General features: G+C 69.5%; 17 protein-coding genes. 7 read left to right on the top strand and 10 right to left on the bottom strand.

The window, feature by feature from the left end; translation table 11 throughout:
* Positions 1–75 precede the first annotated feature (75 nt).
* Positions 76–1,035, bottom strand: coding sequence for a sigma-E factor negative regulatory protein (locus RAB71_RS06550; RefSeq protein ID WP_104609615.1), 960 nt, complete (start codon positions 1,033–1,035; stop codon positions 76–78).
* The gene (gene rpoE / locus RAB71_RS06545; protein WP_010340494.1) at positions 1,032–1,652 is read right to left on the bottom strand and encodes an RNA polymerase sigma factor RpoE; all 621 of its coding nucleotides are present in this window, start codon (positions 1,650–1,652) and stop codon (positions 1,032–1,034) included. Before rpoE ends, RAB71_RS06550 begins: the two co-directional genes overlap by 4 nt.
* Positions 1,653–1,891: 239 nt before the next feature.
* Here rpoE and RAB71_RS06540 point away from each other — a divergent pair, with 239 nt between their 5' ends.
* Entirely contained in the window at positions 1,892–3,955 is a 2,064-nt protein-coding gene (locus RAB71_RS06540; protein WP_010340493.1) for a 3-hydroxyacyl-CoA dehydrogenase NAD-binding domain-containing protein, read from the top strand.
* Positions 3,956–4,083: 128 nt separating this feature from the next.
* On the opposite strand, the gene RAB71_RS06535 is transcribed toward RAB71_RS06540, so the two are convergent.
* The 5 genes from RAB71_RS06535 to RAB71_RS06515 all read right to left on the bottom strand — a co-directional run bounded on the left by RAB71_RS06535 (position 4,084) and on the right by RAB71_RS06515 (position 8,744).
* Positions 4,084–5,088, bottom strand: a complete 1,005-nt coding sequence (locus RAB71_RS06535; protein ID WP_010340492.1) for a cation diffusion facilitator family transporter — start codon at positions 5,086–5,088, stop codon at positions 4,084–4,086.
* Positions 5,089–5,155: 67 nt separating this feature from the next.
* A complete protein-coding gene (locus tag RAB71_RS06530; RefSeq protein WP_010340491.1) occupies positions 5,156–6,349 on the bottom strand; it encodes a zinc-dependent alcohol dehydrogenase in 1,194 nt (397 codons plus the stop codon).
* A 9-nt stretch (positions 6,350–6,358) separates the two neighbouring features.
* Entirely contained in the window at positions 6,359–6,892 is a 534-nt protein-coding gene (locus RAB71_RS06525) for a hypothetical protein (RefSeq protein ID WP_010340490.1), read from the bottom strand.
* 76 nt (positions 6,893–6,968) lie between these two features.
* The gene (locus RAB71_RS06520; RefSeq protein WP_029561755.1) at positions 6,969–7,580 is read right to left on the bottom strand and encodes a DUF4142 domain-containing protein; all 612 of its coding nucleotides are present in this window, start codon (positions 7,578–7,580) and stop codon (positions 6,969–6,971) included.
* Between the two features lie 156 nt (positions 7,581–7,736).
* A complete protein-coding gene (locus RAB71_RS06515; RefSeq protein ID WP_040900647.1) occupies positions 7,737–8,744 on the bottom strand; it encodes a YeiH family protein in 1,008 nt (335 codons plus the stop codon).
* A gap of 102 nt (positions 8,745–8,846) precedes the next feature.
* Between RAB71_RS06515 and RAB71_RS06510 the strand changes: the two genes are divergently transcribed.
* From RAB71_RS06510 to galA, 4 genes are all read left to right on the top strand, one after another.
* Entirely contained in the window at positions 8,847–9,740 is an 894-nt protein-coding gene (locus tag RAB71_RS06510) for a LysR substrate-binding domain-containing protein (protein WP_010340487.1), read from the top strand.
* Positions 9,741–10,073: 333 nt separating this feature from the next.
* Entirely contained in the window at positions 10,074–12,770 is a 2,697-nt protein-coding gene (locus tag RAB71_RS06505; protein ID WP_167397500.1) for a TonB-dependent receptor, read from the top strand.
* A gap of 16 nt (positions 12,771–12,786) precedes the next feature.
* On the top strand, positions 12,787–13,962 hold the full coding sequence (locus RAB71_RS06500; RefSeq protein ID WP_010340485.1) for an arabinogalactan endo-1,4-beta-galactosidase: 1,176 nt from the start codon (positions 12,787–12,789) through the stop codon (positions 13,960–13,962).
* Positions 13,959–16,520, top strand: coding sequence for a beta-galactosidase GalA (gene galA / locus RAB71_RS06495; protein WP_010340484.1), 2,562 nt, complete (start codon positions 13,959–13,961; stop codon positions 16,518–16,520). Before RAB71_RS06500 ends, galA begins: the two co-directional genes overlap by 4 nt.
* Before the next feature lie 186 nt (positions 16,521–16,706).
* On the opposite strand, the gene RAB71_RS06490 is transcribed toward galA, so the two are convergent.
* Positions 16,707–18,635, bottom strand: coding sequence for an alpha-L-fucosidase (locus RAB71_RS06490; RefSeq protein WP_029561754.1), 1,929 nt, complete (start codon positions 18,633–18,635; stop codon positions 16,707–16,709).
* 445 nt (positions 18,636–19,080) lie between these two features.
* Here RAB71_RS06490 and mutS point away from each other — a divergent pair, with 445 nt between their 5' ends.
* Positions 19,081–21,693 (top strand): DNA mismatch repair protein MutS, encoded by a 2,613-nt coding sequence (gene mutS, locus RAB71_RS06485; RefSeq protein ID WP_050946518.1) that lies wholly within the window; start codon positions 19,081–19,083, stop codon positions 21,691–21,693.
* A 658-nt stretch (positions 21,694–22,351) separates the two neighbouring features.
* Here the strand turns inward: mutS and RAB71_RS06480 are convergent.
* Together RAB71_RS06480 and RAB71_RS06475 are read right to left on the bottom strand one after the other, a co-directional pair.
* Positions 22,352–23,011, bottom strand: a complete 660-nt coding sequence (locus tag RAB71_RS06480) for a glutathione S-transferase family protein (protein ID WP_029561763.1) — start codon at positions 23,009–23,011, stop codon at positions 22,352–22,354.
* A gap of 57 nt (positions 23,012–23,068) precedes the next feature.
* Positions 23,069–23,764: a YafY family protein gene (locus RAB71_RS06475; RefSeq protein ID WP_010340536.1), complete on the bottom strand. Its 696-nt coding sequence runs from the start codon at positions 23,762–23,764 to the stop codon at positions 23,069–23,071.
* 248 nt (positions 23,765–24,012) lie between these two features.
* Between RAB71_RS06475 and katG the strand changes: the two genes are divergently transcribed.
* Complete coding sequence (katG, locus tag RAB71_RS06470) at positions 24,013–26,262, top strand: catalase/peroxidase HPI (RefSeq protein ID WP_010340535.1); 2,250 nt, start codon at positions 24,013–24,015, stop codon at positions 26,260–26,262.
* Positions 26,263–26,278: the final 16 nt, after the last annotated feature.

Raw genomic sequence — 26,278 nt, 5'->3', positions numbered from 1 at the left:
GGTTCGGGAAGGGGAACAACGAGGGGACGAAGCAACGGGGACCACGCGCCGGGACGAGAGACCGGCGCGCGGGGTTCAGGGCTGCTGCGGCGGCGGGTTGGTCGCCGCGTCGGCAGGCAAACGGGGTTCGAACGGATAGAACGCCGCCGGGTCCGCGCCGCTGCGCGGGAAGCTGGCGGTGAATTCACCGCCGTCGGCGGCCGGCAGGGTCGAGCGCGGCCACGGCCGGGCCTGCAACGGCGCGGCGGGGTGCCCGAACGGATCGTTGGCGCGTTGCGCGACCATGGTCGGCGCGGCGACCGGCGCCACGAACGGGGGCTGTGCGGACGCCTTGGCCTGCGGCCTGGCGGGGGCCGCGGCGGCGTAGGCGCGCTCGGCCGGGGCGTTACGGGTGCGTACCGCCTGTTCGCTACGGGTGGTCTCGCGCCGCGCCGCCGCGGCCGCCTCCTGGCGACGATTGGCGGCGATCGCCATTGCCGGCGCGGCGGCGACGGCGGCGGCGAGATCGCCCTGCGGATCGGCGGGCGCCGGCGCGGGCGTCGGGACCTGCGGCGTGGCGGCGGCCGGCGCCGGCGTGGGCGCGGTAGCATCGGCGACCTGCGCCGGCGGCAACGCCTCGGGCGTCTGCGGCAGGCGTTGGGTCACGAACAACGCAAGCACCGCGACCGAAGCAGCCAGGGCCGCACTGCCGCCCCAGCGCCAGTTGCGGCGTTTGCCGGCGGCGCTGGCCGCATCGGCACGCGCAGCCTGCTGCGCTTCGGCGGCCACCGCCTGGCGCACGCGGGCACTGAAATCGCTGGGCGCCGGCACGCTGACACGGCCGCGCAAAATGTCGCCGCACAGCTGCCAGCGCTCATGGCAGCCGGACAACTCCTCGTCGTGCTGCAGCCGGCGCAGCACGAAGCGCGCTTCGTCGGCCGGCAGTTCGCCGTCGATCAGCGCGGACAGTTGCTGCCGGTAGTGCAGCTCGAACTTGTCCGGCGCTGCGCTGTCGGGCGCCGGCACTGGCTTGGGAAAGGGCGTGCTATCGGTCATACGCGGTGTCGCTCACGGGTGGCGCTGTCGGTATCCAGCAGGGGACGGAGTTCGGCGTCGATGGCCTCGCGGGCGCGGAAGATCCGCGAACGCACGGTGCCGATCGGGCAGCCCATCTTCTGCGCGATGTCCTCGTAGCTCATGCCCTCCACCTCGCGCAGGGTGATGGCGGTGCGCAACTCTTCCGGCAAGGCGTCGACCGCCTTCATCACCGTGCGCTCCAGTTCCTGGCGCATCAGCTCGCGCTCGGGCGTGTCGGTGTCGCGCAGCCGGGTGCCGCTGTCGAACTGCTCGGCATCGAGCACGTCGACATCGTCGGTGGGCGGCCTGCGGTTGTGCGCGACCAGGTAGTTCTTGGCGGTGTTCACGGCGATCCGGTGCAACCATGTGGAGAACTGGGCGTCGCCGCGGAAACTCCCGATCGCGCGGTAGGCGCGGATGAAAGTGTCCTGGGCCACGTCCTGACATTCGCTCCAGTCGGCGATGTAGCGCCCGATCAGCCCAACGATCCGGTGCTGGTACTTGCGCACCAGCACATCGAACGCCGCGCTCTCGCCGCGCTGCACACGCCGGACCAGTTCCAGGTCCAGCTCCTGGGGTGTTTCGACATCGGCCATAGCGGGCCGCACTCCTGTCAGCCCAACCTACGTCGGACCCTCTGACCGCCAATTCGGAAAAAAGTTCAGCGCCCCTCAGCGGATCGCCGCCCCACGACGTTAACCGGCGTTCCGTTAGGCTGGCGCAAGGCCAGCGGTCGCGGGACGCGCCTCAATTCCCCTGCATTGGGATTTGACGCGACGGAAACAACCTCTGGATGATAACGATCTTCTCCATACACAAGCGGATGGTCCTCCCCATGCTTTCAGGCTTCGACGGGCTCCGATTCAGTCACTGGCAAGCGGACATCCGCGGCGACGGCATCGTCGTGCTCAGCCTCGACCGCCAGGACGCGCCCGTCAATGCGCTGTCGCAGGACGTGCTGCTGGAGCTGGGCAATCTGCTCGAGCGCATCGCCATCGATCCGCCCAAGGGCGTGGTGATCCGCTCGGCCAAGGACAATGGCTTCATCGCCGGCGCCGACCTCAAGGAATTCCAGGAATTCGACCGCCGCGGCACCGTCAACGACGCCATCCGCCGCGGCCAGGCCACCTTCCAGAAACTGGCCGAGCTGCCCTGCCCCACGGTCGCGGCGATCCACGGCTTCTGCATGGGCGGCGGCACCGAGATCGCCCTGGCCTGCCGCTACCGCGTCGCCTCCAGCGATGCGGCCACCCGCATCGGCCTGCCCGAGACCAAGCTCGGCATCTTCCCCGGCTGGGGCGGCAGCGCGCGCCTGCCGCGGCTGATCGGCGCGCCGGCGGCGATGGACCTGATGCTCACCGGGCGCACCGTGTCGGCCTCGGCAGCACGCGCGATGGGCCTGGTCGACAAGGTCGCCGCGCCCGCCGTGCTCACCGATACCGCGGTGGCGCTGGCGCTGTCCGGCACCGCCCGTCCCTTCAAGCAGCGCGCCACCGCCTGGGCCACCAACACCTGGCCGGCGCGCAAGCTGCTGGCGCCGCAGATGCGCAAGCAGGTGGCGCGCAAGGCGCGCAAGGAACACTACCCGGCGCCGTACGCGCTGATCGGGGTGTGGGAACGCAGCGGCGGCAGCGGCATCCAGGCGCGCCTGGACGCCGAGCGCAAGGCCGTGGTCAAGCTCGCCAGCACGCCGACCGCGCGCAACCTGATCCGCATCTTCTTCCTCACCGAGCGGCTCAAGGCGCTGGGCGGCAAGGAGCACGGCATCCGCCACGTGCACGTGGTCGGCGCCGGGGTGATGGGCGGCGACATCGCCGCCTGGTCGGCCTACAAGGGCTTCGAGGTGACCCTGCAGGACCGCGAGCAGCGCTTCATCGAAGGGGCGCTGAGCCGCGCCGGCGAACTGTTCGCCAAGCGGGTCAAGGACGACAGCAAGCGCCCGGCGGTGGCGGCACGGCTGAAGGGCGACCTGGCCGGCGACGGCGTGCCGAGCGCCGACCTGGTGATCGAGGCGATCATCGAGAACCCGCAGGCCAAGCGCGAGCTGTATCAGTCCCTGGAACCGCGCATGCAGCCGAATGCGTTGCTCAGCACCAACACCTCCTCGATCCCGCTGACCGAACTGCGCGAGCACATCCAGCGCCCGGCGCAATTCGGCGGCCTGCACTATTTCAACCCGGTGGCGCAGATGCCGCTGGTGGAGATCGTCTGCCACGACGGCCTGGCGCCGGAGAACCAGAAGCGGCTGGCCGCCTTCTGCAAGGCGATCGACAAGCTGCCGGTGCCGGTGGCCGGCACCCCCGGCTTCCTGGTCAACCGCGTGCTGTTCCCGTACATGCTGGAAGCAGCCACCGCCTATGCCGAGGGCATTCCCGGCCCGGCGATCGACAAGGCCGCGGTCAAGTTCGGCATGCCGATGGGGCCGATCGAACTGATCGACACCGTGGGCCTGGACGTGGCCGCGGGCGTGGGCGCCGAACTGGCACCGTTCCTGGGCCTGCCGATTCCGGCGGCACTGCAGACGGTGGAGCCGGGCAAGCGCGGCAAGAAGGACGGCCAGGGCCTGTACGCGTGGGAGAACGGCCGTGCCAAGAAGCCCGAACTGCCGAAGGACTACCGCGCGCCGGACGACCTCGAAGACCGCCTGATCCTGCCGCTGCTCAACGAAGCGGTCGCCTGCCTGCACGAGGGCGTGGTCGCCGATGCCGACCTGCTCGATGCCGGCGTGATCTTCGGCACCGGCTTCGCCCCGTTCCGCGGCGGCCCGATCCAGCACATCCGCGCCGCCGGCGCCGACGTGCTGCTGGCGCGCCTGCGCGCCCTGCACACGCGCTACGGCGAGCGTTTCGCGCCGCGCCCGGGTTGGGAGTCGCCGGCGTTGCGCGAACCGGTGGTCTGAGGCGCTCAGGCGACTACTTGTAGGAGCGGCTTCAGCCGCGACCGACATCCCCGGTAAACGCCGGCGACCAACGCCCAACGAAAAACGCGTGCTGCGCCTGCACGAACGTCATCGCGCAGCAGCGCCAGTTACGGCTGCGGATGCCCGTGCGCATGCCCATGTGTGCGCTGCCCATGCGCCTGTGCATGATCGTCATGATCATGCCCGTGATGCTCGTGGCCACCACCCTCGCCCGCCGCCGGCGCGCCGCACGGCGTGGCGCCGCAATGGCCGGCTTCCATCTGCAGGGTGATGTGGTCGATATCGAACTGCGCGTGCAGGCCATCGCAGAGCGCGGCGCGCACTGCCTCGGCATCGCCGCCCTCGGCCACCACCACGTGCGCTGTCAGCGCCGGGGTGCTGGAGGCCAGCGCCCACACGTGCAGGTCGTGCACGCTGGCCACGCCCGGCGCGGCCTGCAGGTAAACGCGCACCGCATCCAGGTCCACGCCCTTGGGCACGCCTTCCAGCAGCACGTTGACCGCTTCGCGCAGCAGCACCCAGGTCCGCGGCAGCACCCACAGGCCGATCAGCACCGCCAGGATCGGATCGATCAGCTTCCAGCCGGTGACGCGGATCGCCAGCGCGCCGACGATCACCGCGACCGAGCCGAGCATGTCGCTCCACACTTCCAGGTAGGCGCCCTTCATGTTGAGGCTCTCGCCGCTGCCGGCCTTGAGCAGGCGCATCGAGATCAGGTTGATCAGCAGGCCGAACGCGGCGATGCCGAGCATGCCGACGGTGGCGATCTCCTGCGGCTGGCGGAAGCGCTGCACCGCCTCCCACAGGATGTAGCCGGCGACCACGAACAGCAGCGCGCCGTTGACCAGCGCGCCCAGCGCCTCCAGCCGCGCGTAACCGTAGCTGCGCTTGGCATCGGGCGGGCGCCGGCTCAGCCGCACTGCGATCAGCGCGATCATCAGCGCCAGCGTGTCGGTCGCCATGTGCGCGGCGTCGGACAGCAGCGCCAGGCTGTTGGTGAGGAAGGCGCCGGCGACCTCCACCACCAGGAACAGCGCGGTGAGGCCGAGCGCCCACCACAGGGGACGCTCGTGGCGGATTTCGGTAGGGGCGTGGCTGTGATCGTGGCCCATGGGGCGACCCGGCGGCGATGCGGAGGAAGATGGCCGCTACCTTAGGCCGCCGCCTGCGCGGAGACTATTACACCGCAGGTACGGCCGCCTGCCCCGGAACGAACACCGCGCGCACGCAGCCGTCCTGCTTGTGCTTGAACATCTCGTAGCCGCGCGCCGCGTCGTCCAGCGGCATGCGGTGCGTGGCCAGGAAGCGGGTCTTGAACGCACCGCTGCGGGCCAGTTCGAGCAGGCGCGGCACGTAGCGCTGGCCATGCTGCTGCGCGGTGCGCACGGTCAGGCCCTTGTTCATCACCGCGCCCAGCGGGAACTTGTCCATCAGGCCGTAGACACCGAGGATCGACAACGTACCGCCCTTGCGACAGGCCAGGATCGCCTCGCGCAACGCCTGGCCGCGATCGGTGTGCAGATGCAGCGCCTGCTTGACCCGGTCGTAGGCATGACCGAGGCCGGTGCCGTGCGCTTCCATGCCGACCGCATCTATGCAGGCATCGGGGCCGCGTCCACCGGTCATTTCGCGCAGCATCTCGACCACGCTGTCGACCGCGCTGTAGTCGATCACTTCGTTGCCCAACACGTCGCGCGCCAGCGCCAGGCGCTCGGGCAGGCGGTCGATGGCGATGACCCGCTCGGCACCCAGCAGCCGCGCGCTCTGCTGCGCCATCAGTCCCACGCCGCCGCAGCCCCACACCGCCACGGTGGCGCCGGGCTGGATGTCGCAGAAGTCGGCGCCCATGAAGCCGGTGGGACCGGCGTCGGACAGGAACAACGCATCCTCGTCGTCCACCTCTTCCGGGATGGCGAAGCAACCGACGTCGGCATGCGGCACGCGGATGAAGTCCGCGTGCGAGCCGGCGTAACCGCCGAAGGCGTGTGTGTAGCCATAGATGCCGGCGGTCGGATAGCCGAGCAGCGGCTCCTGCATCTCCCAGTGGGGGTTGGTGTTGTCGCACAGCGAGAATTCCTGGCGCCCGCAGTGCCAGCATTCGCCGCAGGAAATGAACGAGGGCACGACCACGCGTTGGCCGACGCGCAGGTTACGCACGTTCGGTCCGATCTCGACCACTTCGCCCATGAATTCGTGGCCGATGATGTCGCCTTCGCGCATCGTCGGCAGATAGCCGTCGATGAAATGCAGGTCCGAACCGCAGGTTGTGCTGAGGCCCACCTTGAGGATGACATCGCGTGGATTGACGATGCGCGGATCGGGAACCGTTTCCACCCGCAGATCGTTGACGCCGTTCCAGCACAGTGCGCGCATGGCGGACTCCTAGTGTTCGTGGTGATCGCGGCCGCGCGCGGACGGGTTGTCGCGCAACGTCGGCACTTCGCCGCACTCGATCCAGGCCTTGAACCGGTGCAGTACCTTGCCGATCAGCGCATCCGGGGCCGCACCGACCAGCTTGGCCACGGCCTGCGCGAGGAGATCGCCCTCGACGCGATACTCCAGCGCCAAGGTGGTTTCGCAGCCGAAGCCATCCGGCGCGGCACGCACGCTCAGCGTGGTCTGCAGCTGCAGTCCATGCTCGCCGCTGCCGGCATAGCTGACCGATTCGCCGAGGTGGACTTCGCCGCGCCGGTAATCCACGTCGAGATGGCGCTCCAGCGGCAGGCGCAGGCGCCATTGCGAGGCGTAGCCGTCGCCGGATTGCAGGTCGGCCAGGCCTGCCAGCACCTGCTGCTGGACGCCCATGTCGCACCAGGCATCGAGGATCTGGTGGGGTTCGCCGAGAATGCTGAGAGTGCGCACCAGGCGCGTACCGTCCAGAGTGACGGGCGCGTCGGTCGCCGAAGATTCGCTCATGGGAAGCTCCTGGCAGGACCGGAATGTTCGTTCGCGGAGCGGGTCACGGCGCCTCGGCCGCGACCCGCAGCGCGGCTCAGCGGGTGGAACCGGCCGGCGACGCGCCGGCGCTCTGCAGCTGCTGCGCCTTGGCCAAGTGCTCGGCCACGTGGGTGCGTGTGGTGCGCAGATGCGCGGCCACATCCGGGGTCTTCGCTGCGGGGATCAGGGTGCTGTCGAGCATCTGCAGGGCGGCCTGGTGATCCTTGACCATCGCCATGACATAGGCCTGTTCGAAGCGATCACCGTCCAGGGCCTGCAGCTTGCCGGCCTCCGCCTTGGCCTTCTGCATCTGCTGCTGCGCCGGCGCGGCCTTCGCATCAGGACCCCACGGCGCGATCTTGGCGTTGTTGTCCGAGTGCTCCTTGACCATCTGCATGGCGTAGTCGCGCACCGGGCCCTTGACCTGCTTCTGCAAGGCCAGGTTGCCGGCGTTGATCTCGCTGGTGTTGATCGCCGACAGCACGCCAAGCGCCTGCTTTTCGTTGAGCGCGGACGCGCGCGCGCCTTGCGCGCCCTGCATGCCGGTCGAGGTCTGCGCGGCGGACGTCGACGGCGTTTGCTGCTGCATCGCGCCGGGATCGGCACTGCCGGCCTGGCCGGACGTATCGGTCTGCGCATGCGCTAGACCGACGCCGAGAACCGACATCAGCGCCAGAGAGAAAGCGGAACGGGAATGACGCATGACAATCTCCTTTGCATGGCAGGTATCGCCATGCTCCGCGGCCTTTCGTGAGCGCTTGGTTGAACGTGGGTGCAGGCGATGCGAAATGCTGCAGATGCACGTGGACTGCGGTGCCCGCGCCTACGGCAACCAGCGCAGCAGCAATACGCTGAGGCTGGCCAGCGCCAGCAGCGAGAGCGTGCCGGCCGCCAAGACGCGGCCGCCGGACGCAAGCACCGTGCGCAGATTCACCGACAGTCCCAACGCGGCCATCGCCACCAGGGTGAACAGCAGCGACAGCGACTGCGCCGCTTCGATCACTGGCGCCGGCAGCACGCCCAGCGCGCGCAGGCCCATCATGCCGACGAAGCCGAACACGAACCACGGCACCAGCGCGTGCGCCGGGCGCCGCTGCGTCGATGATCCACCACGCACCAGCCCCAGCAGCAGCATCACCGGCCCCAGCATCAGCACCCGCATCAGCTTGACCAACGCACCCACCTGCGCGCTCAGCGCGCCCACCGGCACGGTCGCCGCCAGCACCTGCGGCACCGCGTACACGGTCAGGCCGGCGAGGATGCCGTAATGGCGCTGGTCCAGGCCCAGCACGGGCACCGCCAACGGCAGCAGCAACACCACCAGCACGCCCAGCGCCGCGGTGAAGGCGATCGCTGCAGCGACATCCTCGGAGTCGGCATCGATCACCGGCGCCGCCGCCACGATCGCCGAATTGCCGCAGATCGCATTGCCGCACGCGACCAGCGTGGCCAGCCGCGACGGCAGGCCCAGCGCGCGGCCGATGCCGTAGCCGATGGCGATCGCCAGCAGTACCACCGCGGCAATGGCACCCAGCAACAGGCCGCCGGCCGCGCCGATGGCGCCGATCCCGACCGAGGCGCCGAGCAGCGCGATGGCCAGTTCCAGCGGCAGCTTGGCGGCGAAGGCGATGCCGGCATGCGTGGACGGCGGCAGGCGCCACGCCGTGCGCAGCAAGGTGCCGAGCACGATCGCGAACACCAGCGCATCGATCCAGCGCCGGCCCAGCCACTGCAGTTGCACGCGCTCGGCCAGCCAGGCCAAGGCCGCCACGCCGATGGCCAGGGCCAGCCCGGGCAGCAAGGCCGAAGGTCGGTGCAGTGGTACGTGCATGGGCGCGATCCGGATCGAAGTAGCGACAGGCTGCGCCCGCAGACCGTTCCGATCCATCGCATAATTTCGCACACTTCATTCGCTCACTCCGAACGGTTGCCCATGACCCTGGAACAACTCGCCCTGTTCGTGGCGGTGGCCGAGCGCCAGCACCTGACCCTGGGAGCGCAGGCCGCGCATCGCACGCCGTCGGCCGCCAGTGCCGCAATCAAGGCATTGGAGCAGCAGTACGGGGTGGCGCTGTTCGACCGGGTCGGCCGCGGCCTGGCGCTGACCGCGGCCGGTGCGGCGTTCTGCGAGGACGCCAAGGCGATCCTGGCGCGCAGCCGTGCGGCCGAACTGGCGCTGAGCGAGTGGCGCGGCGTGCTGCGCGGCACCCTCGACCTGCACGCCAGCCAGACCGTGGCCAGCTATTGGCTGCCGACCCGGCTGATGGCCTTCCATGCGCGCTATCCGCAGATCGAGATCCGCCTGAGCGTGGGCAACACCGACAGCGTGGCGCGCGCGGTGCGCGAGGGACGCGCCGAGCTGGGCTTCGTCGAAGGCCGCGTGCAGGCTCCCGAACTGCTGAGTTCGGCGCTGGACCACGACCGGCTGCGCGTGGTGGCCGCACCGGACCACCCGCTGGCCGGGCGCCGCCGCCCCGGGCTGGCGCGGCTGGTCGCCGACAGCACCTGGATCATGCGCGAGCCTGGCTCGGGCACGCGCTCGGCGTTCGAGGCGGCGCTGCGCGATGCCGGCATCGCCCCGGAACGCCTGCGCGTGGCCCTGTCCCTGCCCTCCAACGAAGCGGTGCTGTCGGCGGTCCAGGCCGGGCGCAGCCTGGCGGCGATCTCGCAACTGGCCGCGGCGCCGTGGCTGGAGAGCGGCCGCCTGCAGGGCATCGAGGTGACGCTGGCCGAACGCACCTTCCATGTCCTGCGCCACCGCGAACGCGGCCTGGGCGCGGCCGCCGCCGCCCTGCTCGACTTGCAGGCGCAGCCCACCGTGGCCTGAGCGTGGCGGGGCGAGGAGCGCGACGCGGCGCGCGACATCCATTCCAAAACGAGATAGCCCTCGGCAAATGCTTCATTGGAATGGAATGCCTGTCGCTTCTATCCTCGCTTCCGGTCTCTCGCGCGCCAGGGCAGCGGAAAGGGGATGTCCACGGCGCCGCCGCCGGACATGCCGCGCACGCCCCGCCGTGTCGACGGACACGCCATCGAGGACAGCGATCGGGACAGCCCGCAGACATGCACGGCGCCCTGCCGATGCCTCCCGGGCCGGACGCCTCCGGCCCACGCCAACTTGCTCGGTCACTTTTTGTCCTGGGAGGGAACAAAAATGCCTTTGGAACAGTCCCGTCGCCCGCTCGGCCGGCGCGCGCACCGCCCTGCCGCCCGCACCCTACTGGGCGCGGCCATCGTCCTGGCCCTGTCCGGCAGCTTCGCCGCGCACGCGCAGAGCACCAGCGCCGATCCCGCGGCCACGCCACCTGCCAAGCCCGATGCCACGACCGACGCCAAGACCGGCCAGCAGCCGGTCACCCTGGACAACGTGATGGTGGTCGGCCAGCGCGCCAGCCTGGAACAGGCCGTGCAGGCCAAGCAGCTCGACGACCACGTGGTGGAAGTCATCTCCGCCGACAACATGGGGCAGATGCCCAACGTCACCGTGGCCGAGGCGCTGGTGCGCCTGCCCGGCGTCAACGGCACCCGCGACCGCGGCAACGAAAGCCTGGCCACCGTGCGCGGCCTGGGCCCGCGCATGACCATGGGTACGGTCAACGGCCGCGAGATCGCCTCCTCCGAACCCAACCGCGCGGTGCGCTGGGAAGTCTTCCCCACCGAGATCGTCTCCACCGTCAAGGTCTACAAGACCCCGTCGGCGGACCTGATCGCCGGCGGCATCGCCGCCACCGTGGACATCTCCACGATCAACCCGCTCGATCACACCGGCCCGACCTTCGTCGCCACCGCCGGTCCGGTCTACTACGACGAGGCCAAGGACGCGCGCGACTACTCGCCGTGGGGCCAGCGCCTGGGCGCGAGCTGGATCCACCGCATCAACGACAACCTGGCGGTCGCGCTCGGCGCCACCTACCAGAAGCAGAAGAACGCCGGCGTCTCGATCGGCAGCTGGGGCTACACCGACGACAGCAACGCACGCGATGTGGATGGCGACGGCAAGGTCGACTACACCCCCTGGGGCGCGGCCGACCAGCTCAAGCTGACCGAGCAGACCCGCACCGGCGCCATGGGCACCGTGCAGTGGCGCTCGGGCAACCTGGAACTCAAGCTCGACGGCCTGTACTCGCGCATCCGCATCGACGAGGACCAGCGCCAGAACTGGTTCAACAACCTCGGCTACAGCATCTACTCGGCCAGCAATCCGTACACCACCCCGGGCTCGTCCTACACCATCGTCGACGGCGACGTCGTCGCCGGCACCCTGGCCAATTCCAACCTCCAGGTGGACCACGTCATCGCCAACTACAACGAGGTCAAGACGCTGGCGGCCGGCGGCCTCAACGCCAAGTGGAGCGGCGACGTGTGGACGCTGGGCAGCGACCTGTCGTTCTCGCAGGCCAAGCGCGACAACGACTGGCGCGCGGTGCGTTTCGGCAGCAACCCGGACACGGTGTCGTTCGACTTCCGTCATGGCGTCACCCCCACCATCAGCACCAGTTCCGACGCGCCGGAATGGGGCATCAGCGGCCAGACCGAGCCGCAGGCGCTGCGCGACCGCATCGCCGCGCTGGCGCTGAGCGCCAGCCGCGCGATCGAGAACTCGCCGGTCACCGCGCTGGAATTCGGCGCGCGCGCCTCACGCCGCGAGAAGCAGAACCGCCACTTCACCAGCTTCCAGTCCGGCTACAGCCAGCCGATCTCGGCCTACCAGGACCTGATCTATCCGGTGACGATGCCGGACCTCAACGTGCCGACCCTGACCGGCGGCGACCTGGACGCGATCGCCAAGCTCGGCTTCGGCGGTTTCGATCCGAGCCTGGCCACCGAGCAGCGCCTGGATCACTGGAATGTCGAGGAGAACGTGCGCGAGGCCTTCGCCAAGGCGGTGTTCAGTTCGCAGTGGTTCGGCGTCGACGTCACCGGCAACGCCGGCGTGCGCGTGGTCCATACCGACACCGACAGCCATGGCTACGACACCGTCGGCGGCGTGGTGCAGCCGAGCAGCGCCGGCAAGACCTACACCGACGTGCTGCCCAGCGCCACGGTCAACTTCCTGATCGATCCCGAGCGCATCCTGCGTGTGTCGGTAGCCAAGGTGATGGCGCGGCCGCCGCTGGACGAACTGCGCACCGGGCGCGCGCTCGACGACCCCAACACCACCGTCGGCCAGCTCACCGGCAGCGGCGGCAACCCGCAACTCAATCCGTTCCGCGCCACCCAGCTCGACCTGTCCTACGAGTGGTACTTCCACAAGGAAGCGCTGGCGGCGCTGGCGCTGTACCGCAAGTGGGTGGATTCGAGCATCGGCTACAAGACCCAGCACGAGACCATCGACGGCCGCGACTACCTGATCAGCGGCCCGTTCAATGGCGGCGGCGGCTACATCAACGGTGCCGAGCTGACCTTCCAGACCCCGTTCTTCTTCATCCCGCACATGGAGAACTTCGGCATCTACTCGAACTACTCGTACGTGGAATCCAACCTGCACGAGTTCTCGCCGGCGGACAATCCGCTGCCGCTCAGCGGCCTGGCGCGCAACACCGGCACGCTGGACCTCTGGTACAACAACAGCAAGTTCGAAGCGCGGATCGGCTACAAGTACCACAGCCCCTACACCGTGGTGTACGGCTGGAACGCGGCGCGACTGGCGCGACTGGAAAGCGAAGGCACGGTGGACCTGAGCCTGGCCTGGCGCTACAGCGAGCACCTGGGCTTCAAGTTCCAGGTCGGCAACCTGACCAACGAACCGCTGCGCGCCTACAGCGACAACAAGCGCAACCGGCTCGCCAACCAGGACGATGGCGGCTACCAGCTGTTCGGCCGCCGCTTCGCCCTGGAAGCGACCTACACGTTCTGAGCCGGTGGAGACCCGCATGCGATCCAGACGCACCTGGCTGCCGGCGCTCGCGCTGGCCCTCGCCACCGCCCTCGCCGCGCCCCTGGCCGGCGCCGGCACGCTGTACCTCGGCGCCGACCTGTCCTACGTCAACGAGATGGAGGATTGCGGCGTGCAGTACCGCGACCACGGCGCGGTGCGCGACCCGTTCGAGCTGTTCCACGCGCACGGCGCCAATCTGGTGCGCGTGCGCCTGTGGAACGATGCGCGCTGGACCCGCTACAGCGACCTGAGCGACGTCAAGAAGACCATCCGCCGCGCGCGCGCACAGGGCATGCAGGTGCTGCTGGACTTCCACTACTCCGACGACTGGGCCGACGGCGAGAAGCAACTGATCCCCAAGGCCTGGGCCAACATCACCGACCAGGACGAACTGGCGCGCACGCTGTACGGCTTCACCTACGACACGCTCAGCGCGCTGGACCGCGCCGGGCTGATGCCGGAACTGGTGCAGGTGGGCAACGAAAGCAATTCAGACCTGATGGACAGCCAGCCCTGGGACAAGCGCCGGCCGATCGACTGGACTCGCAACGCCAAGCTGTTCAACGCCGGCATCAAGGCGGTGCGCGACGCCGGCGCGCGCTCGTCGATCAAGCCCAAGGTGATGCTGCATATCGCCCAGCCGGAGAACGTGGAGCCGTGGTTCGCCGACGCCGCAAAGGCCGGCGTGCGCGACTTCGACTTCATCGGCATCAGCTACTACCGCAAGTGGTCGCGCGAGACCATGGACCAGCTTGGCGCCACCATCAAGCGCCTGCGCCAGCGCTATCCGGCCGAAGTGATGGTGGTGGAGACCGCCTATCCGTGGACGCTGGAAAGCGGCGACCCCTCGCCCAACCTGCTCGGCGCCGACTCGCTGATCAAGGGCTACCCGGCCACCCCGCAGGGCCAGTTGAACTACCTGGTCGACCTCACCCAACTGGTGGTCGACAACGGCGGCAGCGGCGTCGTGTATTGGGAGCCGGCCTGGACCAGCAACACCTGCAAGACCCGCTGGGGCGTCGGCTCCTCGTGGGAGAACGCCAGCTTCTTCGATTTCCGCCACGGCAACGAACTGCTGCCCGGCATCGGTTTCATGCAGCACGCCTACCGACCGGCGCCGGCGACGACGGCCGGCAAGAGTGCCGCGCCGGCGCAGGACGCGCAGCCATGATCGAACTGAGCCGCCGTGACCTGCTGCGCTCGCTGGTCGCCGGCGGCGTGCAGGTGGCGGTGCCCGGCGCCGCCGCGGCGCTGGCGCCGGCCGCGCTGGCGGCCACGCCCACCGGCAGCAATGCCATTGCGCCACTCTCGCTGGATCTGGACGACGATGCTCCGCGCCAGCGCCTGCTGTGCGACGGCGGCTGGCGCTTCCATCTCGGCCACGCCGACGACCCGGCACGCGACTTCAATTTCGGCACCTTCCAGCGCACCTACGCCAAGGCCGGCAAGGACACCGCCGATGCGGCCCTGCTCGGCTTCGACGACAGCGCATGGGAGCGCATCGACCTGCCGCACGACTGGGCGGTGGCACTGCCGCCGCGCCAGGATCCGACCTCCACCCTGATCGACGGCGAAGACCCGGCCGCCGCGCACGGCTACAAGCCGCTGGGCCGCACCGATCCGCAGACCAGCATCGGCTGGTACCGGCGCGTGCTGGAGATTCCGGCGGAGCATCTGGGCAAGCGGATCAGCCTGGAATTCGACGGCGTGTTCCGCGACTGCATCGTGTTCTGCAACGGCCACATCGTCGGCCGCAACGGCAGCGGCTACTGCGGCTTCGAAGTCGACCTCAGCGATGTGCTCGACTACGGCGCCAGCAACATCATCGCCGTGCGCGTGGACGCCACGCTCGGCGAAGGCTGGTTCTACGAAGGCGCCGGCATCTACCGCCACGTCTGGCTGCGCACCACCGACGCGCTGCACGTGCCGATGGACGGCGTGTACGTGCGCAGCGTCTGGGACGGCGGCGACGCGCAGGCGCTGGTGGAGACCGAACTCGGCAACCACGGCGCGACGCCGCGGCAGTGCAGCGTGGTCTCGGTGATCCGCGCGCCGGACGGGCGCATCGTCGCCCAGGCCAGCTCCGCGCCGATCACGGTCGAGCCCGGCGTGGTGCAACGCGTGCAGCAGACCCTGGACCTGGGCACGCCCGCGACGTGGTCGCCGGAACACCCGCAACGCTACACGCTGTCCACGCGCCTGCTCGGCGACGGCCGTCCCTGCGACGCGACCACCACCCGCTTCGGCGTGCGCCGCCTGCAGTTCGATCCGCAGCGCGGCCTGCTGCTCAATGGCGCGGCCTACAAGCTGCACGGCACCAACAACCACCAGGACCATGCCGGCGTCGGCACCGCCATTCCCGACCGCCTGCACGAATGGCGCCTGCGCCAGCTCAAGTCGATGGGCTGCAACGCCTACCGCAGCGCGCACAACCCGGCCTCGCCGGCGGTGCTGGAACTGTGCGACCGGCTGGGCCTGCTGCTGATCGACGAGACCCGGCGCATGTCCTCCGACGACGAGGCCATGGCCGAACTCACGTCGATGGTGCGGCGCGGCCGCAACCATCCCTGCGTGATGCTGTGGTCGCTGGGCAACGAAGAGCCGCAGATGGTCACCGCGCGCGGCGCACGCATCGTCGCGCGCATGCAGCGCCTGGTGCGGCGCCTGGACCCGAGTCGCCCCACCACCTTCGCCATGGACAAGGGCTTCGACGACGGCGTCGGCCAGGTCGTGGACGTGGTCGGCTTCAACTACCGCACCACGCAGATGGACGCCTTCCATGCGCGCCATCCGCAGATTCCGGTCTACGGCAGCGAGACCGGCAGCACCGTCGGCGTGCGCGGCAACTACCGCACCGACGACGTGCGCGGCTATGCCCGTGCCTACGACCTCGACTACCCCTGGTGGGCCAGCAGCGCCGAAGCCTGGTGGAGCTACGTCGCGCAGCGCCCGTACATCGCCGGCGGCTTCGTCTGGACCGGCTTCGACTACCGCGGCGAGCCGACCCCGTACAACCGCTGGCCGAACGTGGCCTCGCAGTTCGGCATCCTCGACAGTTGCGGTTTCCCTAAGGACAACTACTGGTACTACCGCGCGCAATGGACCGCCGCGCCGGTGCTGCACCTGTTCCCGCACTGGAACTGGGACGGCCTGCTGGACGAGCGCGACAACGGCATGGTCGACGTGTGGTGCCACAGCAACCTGGACGCGGTGGAACTGCTGGTCAATGGCGTCAGCCAGGGCCTGCAGCAGGTGCCGGCCTACGGGCACGTCGAGTGGCGCGTGCGCTACGCACCGGGCCGCATCGAAGCGCGCGGCTACCGCGGCGGCAAGCAGGTGCTGACGCAGCTGCGCGAGACCGTGGGCGCCCCGGCCGCGGTGCGCCTGCGCTGCGAACGGGCGAATCTGCTGGCCGACGCCGAGGACGTGGCCGTGGTCGCGGTGGAGATCGTCGACGCCAAGGGCCGCGTCGTCCCGACCGCCAGCGACGCCGTGCGCTTTGCGGTCCGCGGCCCTGGCCGCCTGATCGGCGTGGGCAACGGCGACCCGTCCAGCCACGAACCCGACAAGGCCGACCAGCGCCGCGCCTTCAACGGTCTGTGCATGGCCTTGCTGCAGACCACGCGCGATGCCGGCACGCTGACACTGGAAGCGACCGCGCCCGGATTGGCGCCTGCGCGGCTGGCGCTGAAGAGTGTGCGCACCAGGCCGCGGCCGTTCGTGGCCTGAGGCGGGCGCGCGCTTTCGAGGCGCTGCGCGGCGCCATCGTCATGCGCGCCCGACTCGGTGCTCCTACGACTCTTCATTCCGAAGCCGATCTACGACGCCTCGCCAGCATCGCCGCAGCCACGACGCTGCATCGCCCCGGCGATGCGCGCTCCCCCACCGCGCATCGCGGCGAGGGAGCGCCAGGCCTCACCGCAAGCGCGAGAAGGCACCGATCCCGGCGATCGCCAGCCGCTCGGCGGGCAGCGCCGTTTCGGCGAACGACAGCCGCAGGTAACGGATCTGCCGGACCTCGGGGAAATTCAGCCGCTGGGTCGAGAGCGCGTAGGCGATATTGGACAACTCGCCGCCGCCGGCCGGCTGCCAGTGCTGGCCATCCTCGCTGCTTTCGGCGCGATAGCCCTTCGGCGGCGCCGCACCGTTCATCACCGTGCGCGAGGGGGTGAGGCTGAAGCCGGCGACCTGGCGCAGCGCACCGAGGTCGATGGTCACCTGCACGGGATGGCCCGGCGTGGGAGCGGGCACGACCCAGATCGTGCCGGCATCGTCGTCGAGCAACTTCTCCGCTCCCGGCGCGCTGGCCGCGACGATGCGCCAACCCGCGGTGGACAGCACGTCCGGCGCGTTCGTCGCGGGCCGCGCGACCGCAACGGGCGCCACCGCGCGGAACAGCGCGAATTCGCTGATCGCCGGACAGACCGGTGCCTCAAGCACACGCAGGCGCACACGGCGCGCGGCGACCGGACGATCGAGCCGCAGGATCCGCTGCGCGCCGATGCATTGCGCTTCGGCCAAGCGCTGCCATTGCCCATCCACCTCGGCGTCGACCGCGAAGCGGGTGACGCGCACGCCCAGCGGCAGGTATTCGCGCAGCCGGATCAGGTCGAAGCTATGCGCCGCCGACAATTCCAGCGTCAGCGTCGGCGTGGTGACGTCGTCCGGCGTGGACCAGTAGCTGTCCGGCTGGCGGTCAAGCACACGCTCCGGCTCGAACCCCGAACCGCGCGACGCGCTGGCGCTGGCCTTGGCGCCCTTGGCCAGATCGATGGCGAAGCTGGCGCGGATCGCGTCGCCGAAGCTCTTCAACACCGCGACGTCGTGGTCGGCGATGCGGCCGCGTCGGTCCGGCGGAAGATTGAGGTTCATGTTGGTGCCGCGCGCGACCGAGGTATCGAAGTAGCGCACCAGATTCTCCGGGCTGCGCACCTTGCCGTCTTCGTCGGTATGGTAGAACCAGCCCGGGCGGATCGAGGTGTTGGTTTCCGCAGGCCACCACAGGGCCCCGCCACGCACGCCGGCGTTGCCGTTTTCCTGCGTGTAAGGCGCATTGGGCATGGTCGGCCAGCACGGATCGCCGGCCACGCCCTCCTCGTTGCCGACCCAACGGATATCTGCGCCCAGCGGGTCGAAGGTGCAGGCCATCGGCTGGTGTTGGTGCACCAGCTCGATCATCCGCGGCCAGTTGTAGTAGGCGGGGGCATCGATCTTGCGGGTTTCGCGCGCTCCACCGTAGTAACCGTCGCCACCATTGGCGCCGTCGAACCAGAACTCGAACAGGTCGCCATAACCCGTGCACAGCTCGACGATCTGCTTGCGGAAATAGTCGAGATAGCCGGGACGGCCATACTCGGCGTGGTTGCGATCCCAGGGCGAGAGATAGATGCCGAAGGCCAGACCGGCACGCCGGCACGCCGCGGCCATTTCGCCGACGATGTCGCCCTTGCCGTTCTTGTAGGGCGAATTGCGAATGCAATGCTCGGTCAGGCGCGTCGGCCACAGGCAGAAGCCATCGTGGTGCTTGGCGGTGAAGATGATCCCTTTGAGGTTGCCGGCCTTGGCCGCGGCGACGATCTGATCGGCGGAGAAATCGCTGGGATCGAATCTGCGCGGGTCTTCGTCGCCGTAGCCCCATTCCTTGTCGGTGAAGGTGTTCATCGCAAAATGCACGAAGGCGTATTGCTCCCACCGGTGCCACCGCAGCTGCCGCGCGCTTGGCACGGCGCCCCACGGTGCCGGCCCTTTCGGGCGCGGCGCGGCCACGATCTGGGCGGCGGATGCGCTGAAGCCCGCGGCGACGGCCACGACACCCGTGGCAAGAAAGGTACGACGATCGATCATGGACGCCTCCGGCTCTACACAAGCCCGGATCTTAGCTTTTCCAACGGCGAAACAGTCCTGCCCGAAGCGACACACAGGCATTCAAAGGACACAACGTCACCGTGTGGCCGATCCTCCGCCGCATGCTCGGGAATTGCACTGCGCACTGTCGCCGATCCACTTTTTTACGGACAATTGCAGCTGGCGCCGAGACGACTCGCACGCGGCTGCTGCGGACTCGGCATTGCACGTGCTGCGTGCGCACCGGACATTCGCTGTCTCGCGATTGACCTTCCTGCCGTTGCCCGTGGCAACGGTGCGACCCCGGCGTTGCACCGTTGATCGGCAGGTGGCGCATCGAACCATGCACCGGGCTGGCGCCGCGCCACGCTGTCATTTGCTGCGGGCACCCGTCCATACTTGTCCACGGAAAGCCACCCCGAAATTCATTAAGCCACTGAATCAGATGCAGAATCGAGAAAAAACCCAAGCTCCTGGAAGCGCAGCGGAGCACACCCCGCTGATGAAACAGTTCTTCGCCGCAAAGTCCGAGTACCCGGACCTGCTGCTGTTCTTCCGCATGGGCGATTTCTACGAACTGTTCTACGACGACGCGCGCAAGGCCGCGCGGCTGCTGGACATCACCCTGACCCAGCGCGGCAGTTCCGGCGGTGCACCGATTCCGATGGCCGGGGTGCCGGTGCATGCCTACGAGGGCTATCTGGCGCGGCTGGTGGCGTTGGGCGAGTCGGTGGCGATCTGCGAGCAGATCGGCGATCCGGCGCTGGCTAAGGGCCTGGTCGAGCGCAAGGTGGTGCGCATCGTCACCCCCGGCACGGTGACCGACGAGGCCCTGCTGGACGAGCGCCGCGACACCCTGCTGATGGCGATCGCACGCAACAAGCACGGCTACGGCCTGGCCTGGGCCGACCTGGCCGGCGGCCGCTTCCTGGTCAACGAGGTCGACAGCGAGGACGCGCTGGAAGCGGAACTGGCGCGGCTGGAGCCGGCCGAACTGCTGGTGCCCGACGAGGACCAGTGGCCGGAATTCCTGCGCGAGCGCCGCGGCGTGCGCCGCCGGCCGCCGTGGCTGTTCGATGCCGACAGCGGCCGTCGCCAGTTGCTGGCGTTCTTCCAGTTGCACGATCTGAGCGGCTTCGGCATCGACGACAAGCCACGCGCCACCGCCGCCGCCGGTGCCCTGCTCGGCTACGTGGAGGAAACCCAGAAACAGCGCCTGCCGCACCTGACCGCGATCGCGATGGAGACCGCCGGCGAGGCGATCGCGATGAACGCGGCCACGCGACGCCACCTGGAACTGGACACGCGCGTGGACGGCGACACCCGCAACACCCTGCTCGGCGTGCTCGACAGCACGGTCACGCCGATGGGCGGGCGCCTGCTGCGGCGTTGGCTGCACCGTCCGCTGCGCCTGCGCGAGGTGCTGGTGCAGCGCCACCACGCGGTTGGCACGCTGATCGACCGCGGCGCCGACGCCGACCTGCGCGAGGCATTCCGCGCGCTTGGCGACGTCGAGCGCATCCTCACCCGCGTCGCGCTGCGTTCGGCGCGCCCGCGCGACTTCTCCACCCTGCGCGACGGCCTGGGCCTGCTGCCGAAGGTGCGCGCGATCCTCGCCCCGCTGGATTCGCCGCGGCTGGCAGCGTTGGCGGCGGAACTGGGCCAGCACGACGAGATCGCGCACCTGCTGGCGGCGGCGATCGCCGAACAGCCGCCGCTCAAGCTCAGCGACGGCGGCGTCATCGCCGCCGACTACGACGCCGAACTGGACGAGCTGCGCCGGCTCAGCACCAACGCCGACCAGTTCCTGATCGACCTGGAAGCGCGCGAACGCGCCAACAGCGGCATCGCCACGCTGAAGGTCGGCTACAACCGCGTGCATGGCTACTACATCGAGATCAGCAAGGGCCAGGCCGACAAGGCACCGGTGCACTACAGCCGGCGCCAGACCCTGACCAACGCCGAGCGCTACATCACCGAGGAACTGAAGAACTTCGAGGACAAGGTGCTGTCGGCGCGCGAGCGCGCGCTGTCGCGCGAGAAACTGCTCTACGAAGGGTTGCTGGATACATTGGGCGAGCGCCTGGAGCCGCTCAAGCGCGCCGCCGCCGCGCTCAGCGAGCTGGACGTGCTGGCCGGCTTCGCCGAACGCGCACAGGCGCTGGACTGGACCCAGCCGGAACTCGAGACCGGCGCCTGCCTGCGCATCGAACGCGGCCGCCACCCGGTGGTGGAAGCGGTGCGCGAGCAGCCGTTCGAACCCAACGACCTGGACCTGCACCCGGATCGACGCATGCTGGTGATCACCGGCCCGAACATGGGCGGTAAATCGACCTACATGCGCCAGAACGCGCTGATCGTGCTGCTCGCGCACATCGGCAGCTACGTGCCGGCGCGGCGCGCGGTGATCGGCCCGATCGACCGCATCCTCACCCGCATCGGCGCCGGCGACGACCTGGCGCGCGGCCAGTCCACCTTCATGGTCGAGATGGCCGAGACCAGCTACATCCTGCATCACGCCACCGCGCAGTCGCTGGTGCTGATGGACGAGATCGGCCGCGGCACCTCCACCTACGATGGTCTGGCCCTGGCCGACGCGGTGGCGCGTCACCTCGCCCACCACAACCGCTGCTACACGCTGTTCGCCACGCACTATTTCGAACTGACCGCGCTGGCCGACGAATCGGTCGAGGGCGGCCCCAGCGGCATCGCCAACGTGCACCTGGACGCGGTCGAACACGGCGACCGCCTGGTGTTCATGCATGCGGTCAAGGACGGCCCGGCCAACCGCAGCTTCGGCCTGCAGGTGGCGGCGCTGGCCGGCATGCCCCGGACCACCGTGGCGCAGGCGCGGCGACGCCTGGCGGAACTGGAACAACGCGGCGGCGAGAGCCACGCCTCGCAGATGGCGCCACAGGCGCTGGACGCACCGCAGCAGTTCGGCCTGTTCGCGGCCACGCCGTCCGCCGCGCAGGAAGCGCTGGCCGCACTGGATCCGGACGAACTCACGCCCAAGCAGGCGCTGGAAGCACTGTACCGGCTCAAGTCGCTGCTGTAGGCGGCCTGCGGCTTTAGCCCCTCTCCCCCCGGGAGAGGGGTTGGGGTGAGGGTCCGGCGCGAAGCGTCTCGCAGCATTAGGACCCATGAGGCTGCGCCCGCACCCTCATCCGCCCCTTCGGGCACCTTCTCCCGATGGGAGAAAGGGAAGCGCCAAAGCCCCTCTCCCCTCGGGAGAGGGGTTGGGGTGAGGGTACGTCGCGAAGCGTCTCGCAGCGTCAGGACACACGAGGCTGCGCTCGCACCCTCATCCGCCCCTTCGGGGCACCTTCTCCCAATGGTAGAAGGGAAGCGCCAAAGCCCCTCTCCCCCCGGGAGAGGGGTTGGGTTGAGGGTACGGCGCGAAGCGCTTCGCAGCGTCAGGACACACGAGGCTGCGCCCGCACCCTCATCCGCCCCTTCGGGGCACCTTCTCCCAATGGGAGAAGGGAAACGCCAAAGCCCCTCTCCCCCCGGGAGAGGGGTTGGGGCGAGGGTCCGGCGCGAAGCGTCTCGCGGGGTCAGGACGCACGAGGCTGCGCCCGTACCCTCATCCGCCCCTTCGGGGCACCTTCTCCCGAGGGGAGAAGGGAAGCGCCGAAGCCCCTCTCCCCTCGGGAGAGGGGTTGGGGTGAGGGTCCGCCCACACGGCACACCTAACTGCCAGTAATCCAAATCCGCTAGGCGCTCGCCGGCACGGCGCTCGGACGCGGCATGAACGGATTCGGATGCGCCGCCAGCAGCGCATCGTCGATGGCCGCCGCCCGCTGCGCCGCCGGCCGCGCCATGTGCCGCTGCGCGAACGCGACGAACGCCGGCCGCGCCTGCAGCACGCCGATGCGCGTGTAGAAGCCGAGGAACGCGGCGGCATACAGGTCGGCCGCACTGAAGCGGTCGCCGGCCAAGTACTCGCGACCGGCGACGCCCTGCTCCAGCATGTCCAGCAGATCCTCGCCATGGCCGTAGCCGGCACTGTGCGCCGGTGCCAGCGTGCCGTGCTGCTTGGCGGTCAGGAAGGCTTCGGCCGGTCCGGCCAGCAGGAACAGCCAGCGATAGTAATCGCCCCGCGCCGGCGATCCCGGCGGCGGCGCCAGTTGCCGTTCCGGCACCAGGTCGGCCAGGTAGGCGCAGATCGCCGCGTTCTCGGTGACGACCGTGGTGCCGTGGACCAGCGCCGGCACCTTGCCCATCGGGTTGATCGCCAGATACGCCGGCGCCTTCATGCCGGTGCCGTAGTCGAGGATCTGCGCGCGGTACGCCAGGCCGGTTTCTTCGAGCATCCAGCGCGCGATGCGGCCGCGCGACATGGGGTGGGTGTAGAGCACAAGATCGTGGGACATGGTCGGACTCCGTGGTGGACGCCGCACAGTCTGCGCGGACCCTGCTGACACCTGCTGTCAGGAGCCGACGCCGTATCCGGTGGCGGCGCGCCAACGACGGATCAGCTGATGCCGCCGCGTCGGGTAGCGCTCGCCGTCGTCGCGCAGCGCCAGCACCCGGTCGGCACGGAAGTGGCGGAAATCGCCGCGCAGTTCGCACCACGCCGCGATCATGCCGTAGCCGCCCAGGAAGGCCATCGCGAACGGCCAGACGCGCCGTTGCGAGGCGCTGCCGCCGGCGTCGGCATAGTCCATGTGCAGCACGTGTTCCAGGCGGATGCCGCGGCGCAGGACCGGCAGCCACGGCGCCGCCGGCTGCGCTGGCGTGGCCGCGGGCACCAGCAGCCCGCTGGTCTCCAGCGCCAGCCGCAACGGCGCCGGCAGCGTCGCGCCGATCCGGGCGATGGCGCGCTGCGCGGCCTGCGCCAGTTCCGGGTCGGCCTGACTCGCCACCCAGCGCGCGCCCAGGGTCAGCGCTTCCAGTTCGTCCTCGCTGAAGTTCAGTTCCGGCAGCAGGAAGCCGGGGCGCAGCACGTAGCCCACGCCGGGATCGCCGAGGATGTCGGCGCCCTGCCCGCGCAGGCTGGCGATGTCGCGATACAGCGTGCGCAGGCTCACCCCCAGGTCGGCGGCGAGTTGCGCCCCGGCCACGGGCCGGCGGCGCCCGCGCAGGGCATCGAGCAGGCGCAGCAGGCGGGTGGCGCGTTGGGTCATCACGACAGGATAGCGAGCGCAGCCGACCCAGCGCACACGGGCCGGATACAGCGACACGTGCCCGGGGGTTCAAGCGGCCAGCCATTCCATCGAATGCAGCGATAGCCAATCGCTATCGATTGATTAGAAGAATTCGAATTCTATAGATGACCGCTTGCGCCTATCGTGTCTCCAGTTTCACCGCAGCGCCGCCGTATGATCGCGGCGCCACGCCACCACATCGTCCATCGAGACAGAGGCAGCCTCCAATGACCAGCGAATCGAAATGCCCGTTCCATCAGGCTGCCAGCGGCAGCGGCACCAGCAATCGCGACTGGTGGCCCAAGCAGTTGCGCGTGGACCTGCTCAACCAGCACTCCACCCGCTCCAACCCGCTGGATCCGCAGTTCGATTACGCCAAGGCGTTCAAGCAGCTCGATCTCGAAGCGCTCAAGCGCGACCTGCACGCGCTCATGACCGATTCGCAGGATTGGTGGCCGGCCGACTTCGGCCACTACGGCCCGCTGTTCGTGCGCATGGCCTGGCATAGCGCCGGCACCTACCGCACCGGCGACGGCCGCGGCGGCGGCGGCCGTGGCCAGCAGCGTTTCGCCCCGCTCAACAGCTGGCCGGACAACGTCAGCCTGGACAAGGCGCGGCGCCTGCTGTGGCCGATCAAGCAGAAGTACGGCCAGGCCATCTCCTGGGCCGACCTGATGATCCTCACCGGCAACGTCGCGCTGGAATCGATGGGCTTCAAGACCTTCGGCTTCGCCGGCGGTCGCGCCGACACCTGGGAGCCGGACCAGGACGTGTACTGGGGCCGCGAAACCAAGTGGCTGGGCGGCGACGAGCGCTATGCGCACGGCTCGCCGGGCGTGGACGAGGCGCACGGCGTGCTGGTGAAGGACGACGACAGCGAAGTGCGCCATACCCGCGACCTCGAGAACCCGCTGGCCGCGGTGCAGATGGGCCTGATCTACGTCAATCCGGAAGGCCCGGACGGCAATCCCGACCCGCTGCTGGCGGCCAAGGACATCCGCGACACCTTCGGCCGCATGGCGATGAACGACGAAGAGACCGTGGCGCTGATCGCCGGCGGCCACACCTTCGGCAAGACCCACGGCGCCGGCCCGGCCGACCACGTCGGCGCCGAGCCGGAAGCGTCCGACCTGGAGAGCCAGGGCCTGGGCTGGTCCAACAGCTTCGGCAGCGGCAAGGGCGGCGACACCATCACCAGCGGCCTGGAAGTCACCTGGACCACCAAGCCGGCGCAGTGGACCAACGAATTCTTCGAGCACCTGTTCAAGTTCGACTGGGAACTGAGCAAGAGCCCGGCCGGCGCGCACCAGTGGGTGGCCAAGAACGCCGAAGCGGTGATCCCGGACGCGCACGATCCGTCGAAGAAGCACCTGCCGACCATGCTCACCACCGACCTGGCGCTGCGCTTCGACCCGGCCTACGAGAAGATCTCGCGCCGCTTCCTGGAGAACCCGGAGCAGTTCGCCGATGCCTTCGCCCGCGCCTGGTTCAAGCTGACCCACCGCGACATGGGCCCGCGCGCGCGCTACCTCGGCCCCGACGTGCCGGCGGAAGAACTGCTGTGGCAGGACCCGATCCCGGCCGTGGACCACCCGCTGGTCGACGCGCAGGATATCGCCGCACTGAAGAAGACCCTGCTCGATTCCGGGCTGAGCGTGGCGCAATTGGTGTCCACCGCCTGGGCCGCGGCCTCCACCTTCCGCGGCTCGGACATGCGCGGCGGCGCCAACGGCGCACGGATCCGCCTGGCCCCGCAGAAGGATTGGGAGGTCAACGAGCCGGCGCAGCTGGCACAGGTGCTGGCCACGCTGGAGGACATCCAGGTGCGGTTCAACAGCGCCCAGCAGGGCGGCAAGCGGATCTCGCTGGCCGACCTGATCGTACTCGGCGGCGTCGCCGCGGTGGAACAGGCGGCCAAGCTGGCCGGGCAGACCGTCCAGGTGCCGTTCGTGCCCGGCCGCATGGACGCCTCGCAGGAACAGACCGACGTGGAATCGTTCGCGGTGCTGGAACCCATCGCCGACGGCTTCCGCAACTACGCCAAGCGCCGTTACGCGCTGTCGGCCGAAGCGCTGCTGATCGACAAGGCGCAGTTGCTGACCCTCACCGCGCCGGAGCTGACCGTGCTGGTCGGCGGCCTGCGCGTGCTCGGCGCCAACAGCGGCCAGTCCGCGCATGGCGTGCTTACCGATCGCCCGGGCGTGCTCAGCAACGACTTCTTCGCCAACCTGCTGGACATGGGCACCGAGTGGAAGGCGACCTCGGAGATGAAGGACGTCTACGAGGGCCGCGATCGCAAGAGCGGCGCGTTGAAGTGGACCGGCACCCGTGCCGACCTGGTGTTCGGCTCCAACTCGGTACTGCGCGCGGTGGCCGAGGTCTACGCCAGCGCCGACGCGCAGGCGAAGTTCGTGCGCGACTTCGTCGCCGCCTGGACCAAGGTGATGCAGCTGGATCGCTTCGACCTGGCCGCCTGACGGCCGCAGCGCGCGT

Source organism: Xanthomonas sacchari (assembly GCF_040529065.1).
In the GTDB taxonomy this organism is placed as follows: domain Bacteria; phylum Pseudomonadota; class Gammaproteobacteria; order Xanthomonadales; family Xanthomonadaceae; genus Xanthomonas_A; species Xanthomonas_A sacchari.
This window is presented reverse-complemented; position numbering and strand designations above follow the sequence as displayed.

What these genes read in the sequence shown, in the direction of transcription:
- RAB71_RS06550 (WP_104609615.1), bottom strand. Translation starts at nt 1,035, where the DNA reads ATGACCGATAGCACGCCCTTTCCCAAGCCAGTGCCGGCGCCCGACAGC.
- rpoE (WP_010340494.1), bottom strand. Translation starts at nt 1,652, where the DNA reads ATGGCCGATGTCGAAACACCCCAGGAGCTGGACCTGGAACTGGTCCGG.
- RAB71_RS06540 (WP_010340493.1), top strand. Translation starts at nt 1,892, where the DNA reads ATGCTTTCAGGCTTCGACGGGCTCCGATTCAGTCACTGGCAAGCGGAC.
- RAB71_RS06535 (WP_010340492.1), bottom strand. Translation starts at nt 5,088, where the DNA reads ATGGGCCACGATCACAGCCACGCCCCTACCGAAATCCGCCACGAGCGT.
- RAB71_RS06530 (WP_010340491.1), bottom strand. Translation starts at nt 6,349, where the DNA reads ATGCGCGCACTGTGCTGGAACGGCGTCAACGATCTGCGGGTGGAAACG.
- RAB71_RS06525 (WP_010340490.1), bottom strand. Translation starts at nt 6,892, where the DNA reads ATGAGCGAATCTTCGGCGACCGACGCGCCCGTCACTCTGGACGGTACG.
- RAB71_RS06520 (WP_029561755.1), bottom strand. Translation starts at nt 7,580, where the DNA reads ATGTCGGTTCTCGGCGTCGGTCTAGCGCATGCGCAGACCGATACGTCC.
- RAB71_RS06515 (WP_040900647.1), bottom strand. Translation starts at nt 8,744, where the DNA reads ATGCACGTACCACTGCACCGACCTTCGGCCTTGCTGCCCGGGCTGGCC.
- RAB71_RS06510 (WP_010340487.1), top strand. Translation starts at nt 8,847, where the DNA reads ATGACCCTGGAACAACTCGCCCTGTTCGTGGCGGTGGCCGAGCGCCAG.
- RAB71_RS06500 (WP_010340485.1), top strand. Translation starts at nt 12,787, where the DNA reads ATGCGATCCAGACGCACCTGGCTGCCGGCGCTCGCGCTGGCCCTCGCC.
- galA (WP_010340484.1), top strand. Translation starts at nt 13,959, where the DNA reads ATGATCGAACTGAGCCGCCGTGACCTGCTGCGCTCGCTGGTCGCCGGC.
- RAB71_RS06490 (WP_029561754.1), bottom strand. Translation starts at nt 18,635, where the DNA reads ATGATCGATCGTCGTACCTTTCTTGCCACGGGTGTCGTGGCCGTCGCC.
- mutS (WP_050946518.1), top strand. Translation starts at nt 19,081, where the DNA reads ATGCAGAATCGAGAAAAAACCCAAGCTCCTGGAAGCGCAGCGGAGCAC.
- RAB71_RS06480 (WP_029561763.1), bottom strand. Translation starts at nt 23,011, where the DNA reads ATGTCCCACGATCTTGTGCTCTACACCCACCCCATGTCGCGCGGCCGC.
- RAB71_RS06475 (WP_010340536.1), bottom strand. Translation starts at nt 23,764, where the DNA reads ATGACCCAACGCGCCACCCGCCTGCTGCGCCTGCTCGATGCCCTGCGC.
- katG (WP_010340535.1), top strand. Translation starts at nt 24,013, where the DNA reads ATGACCAGCGAATCGAAATGCCCGTTCCATCAGGCTGCCAGCGGCAGC.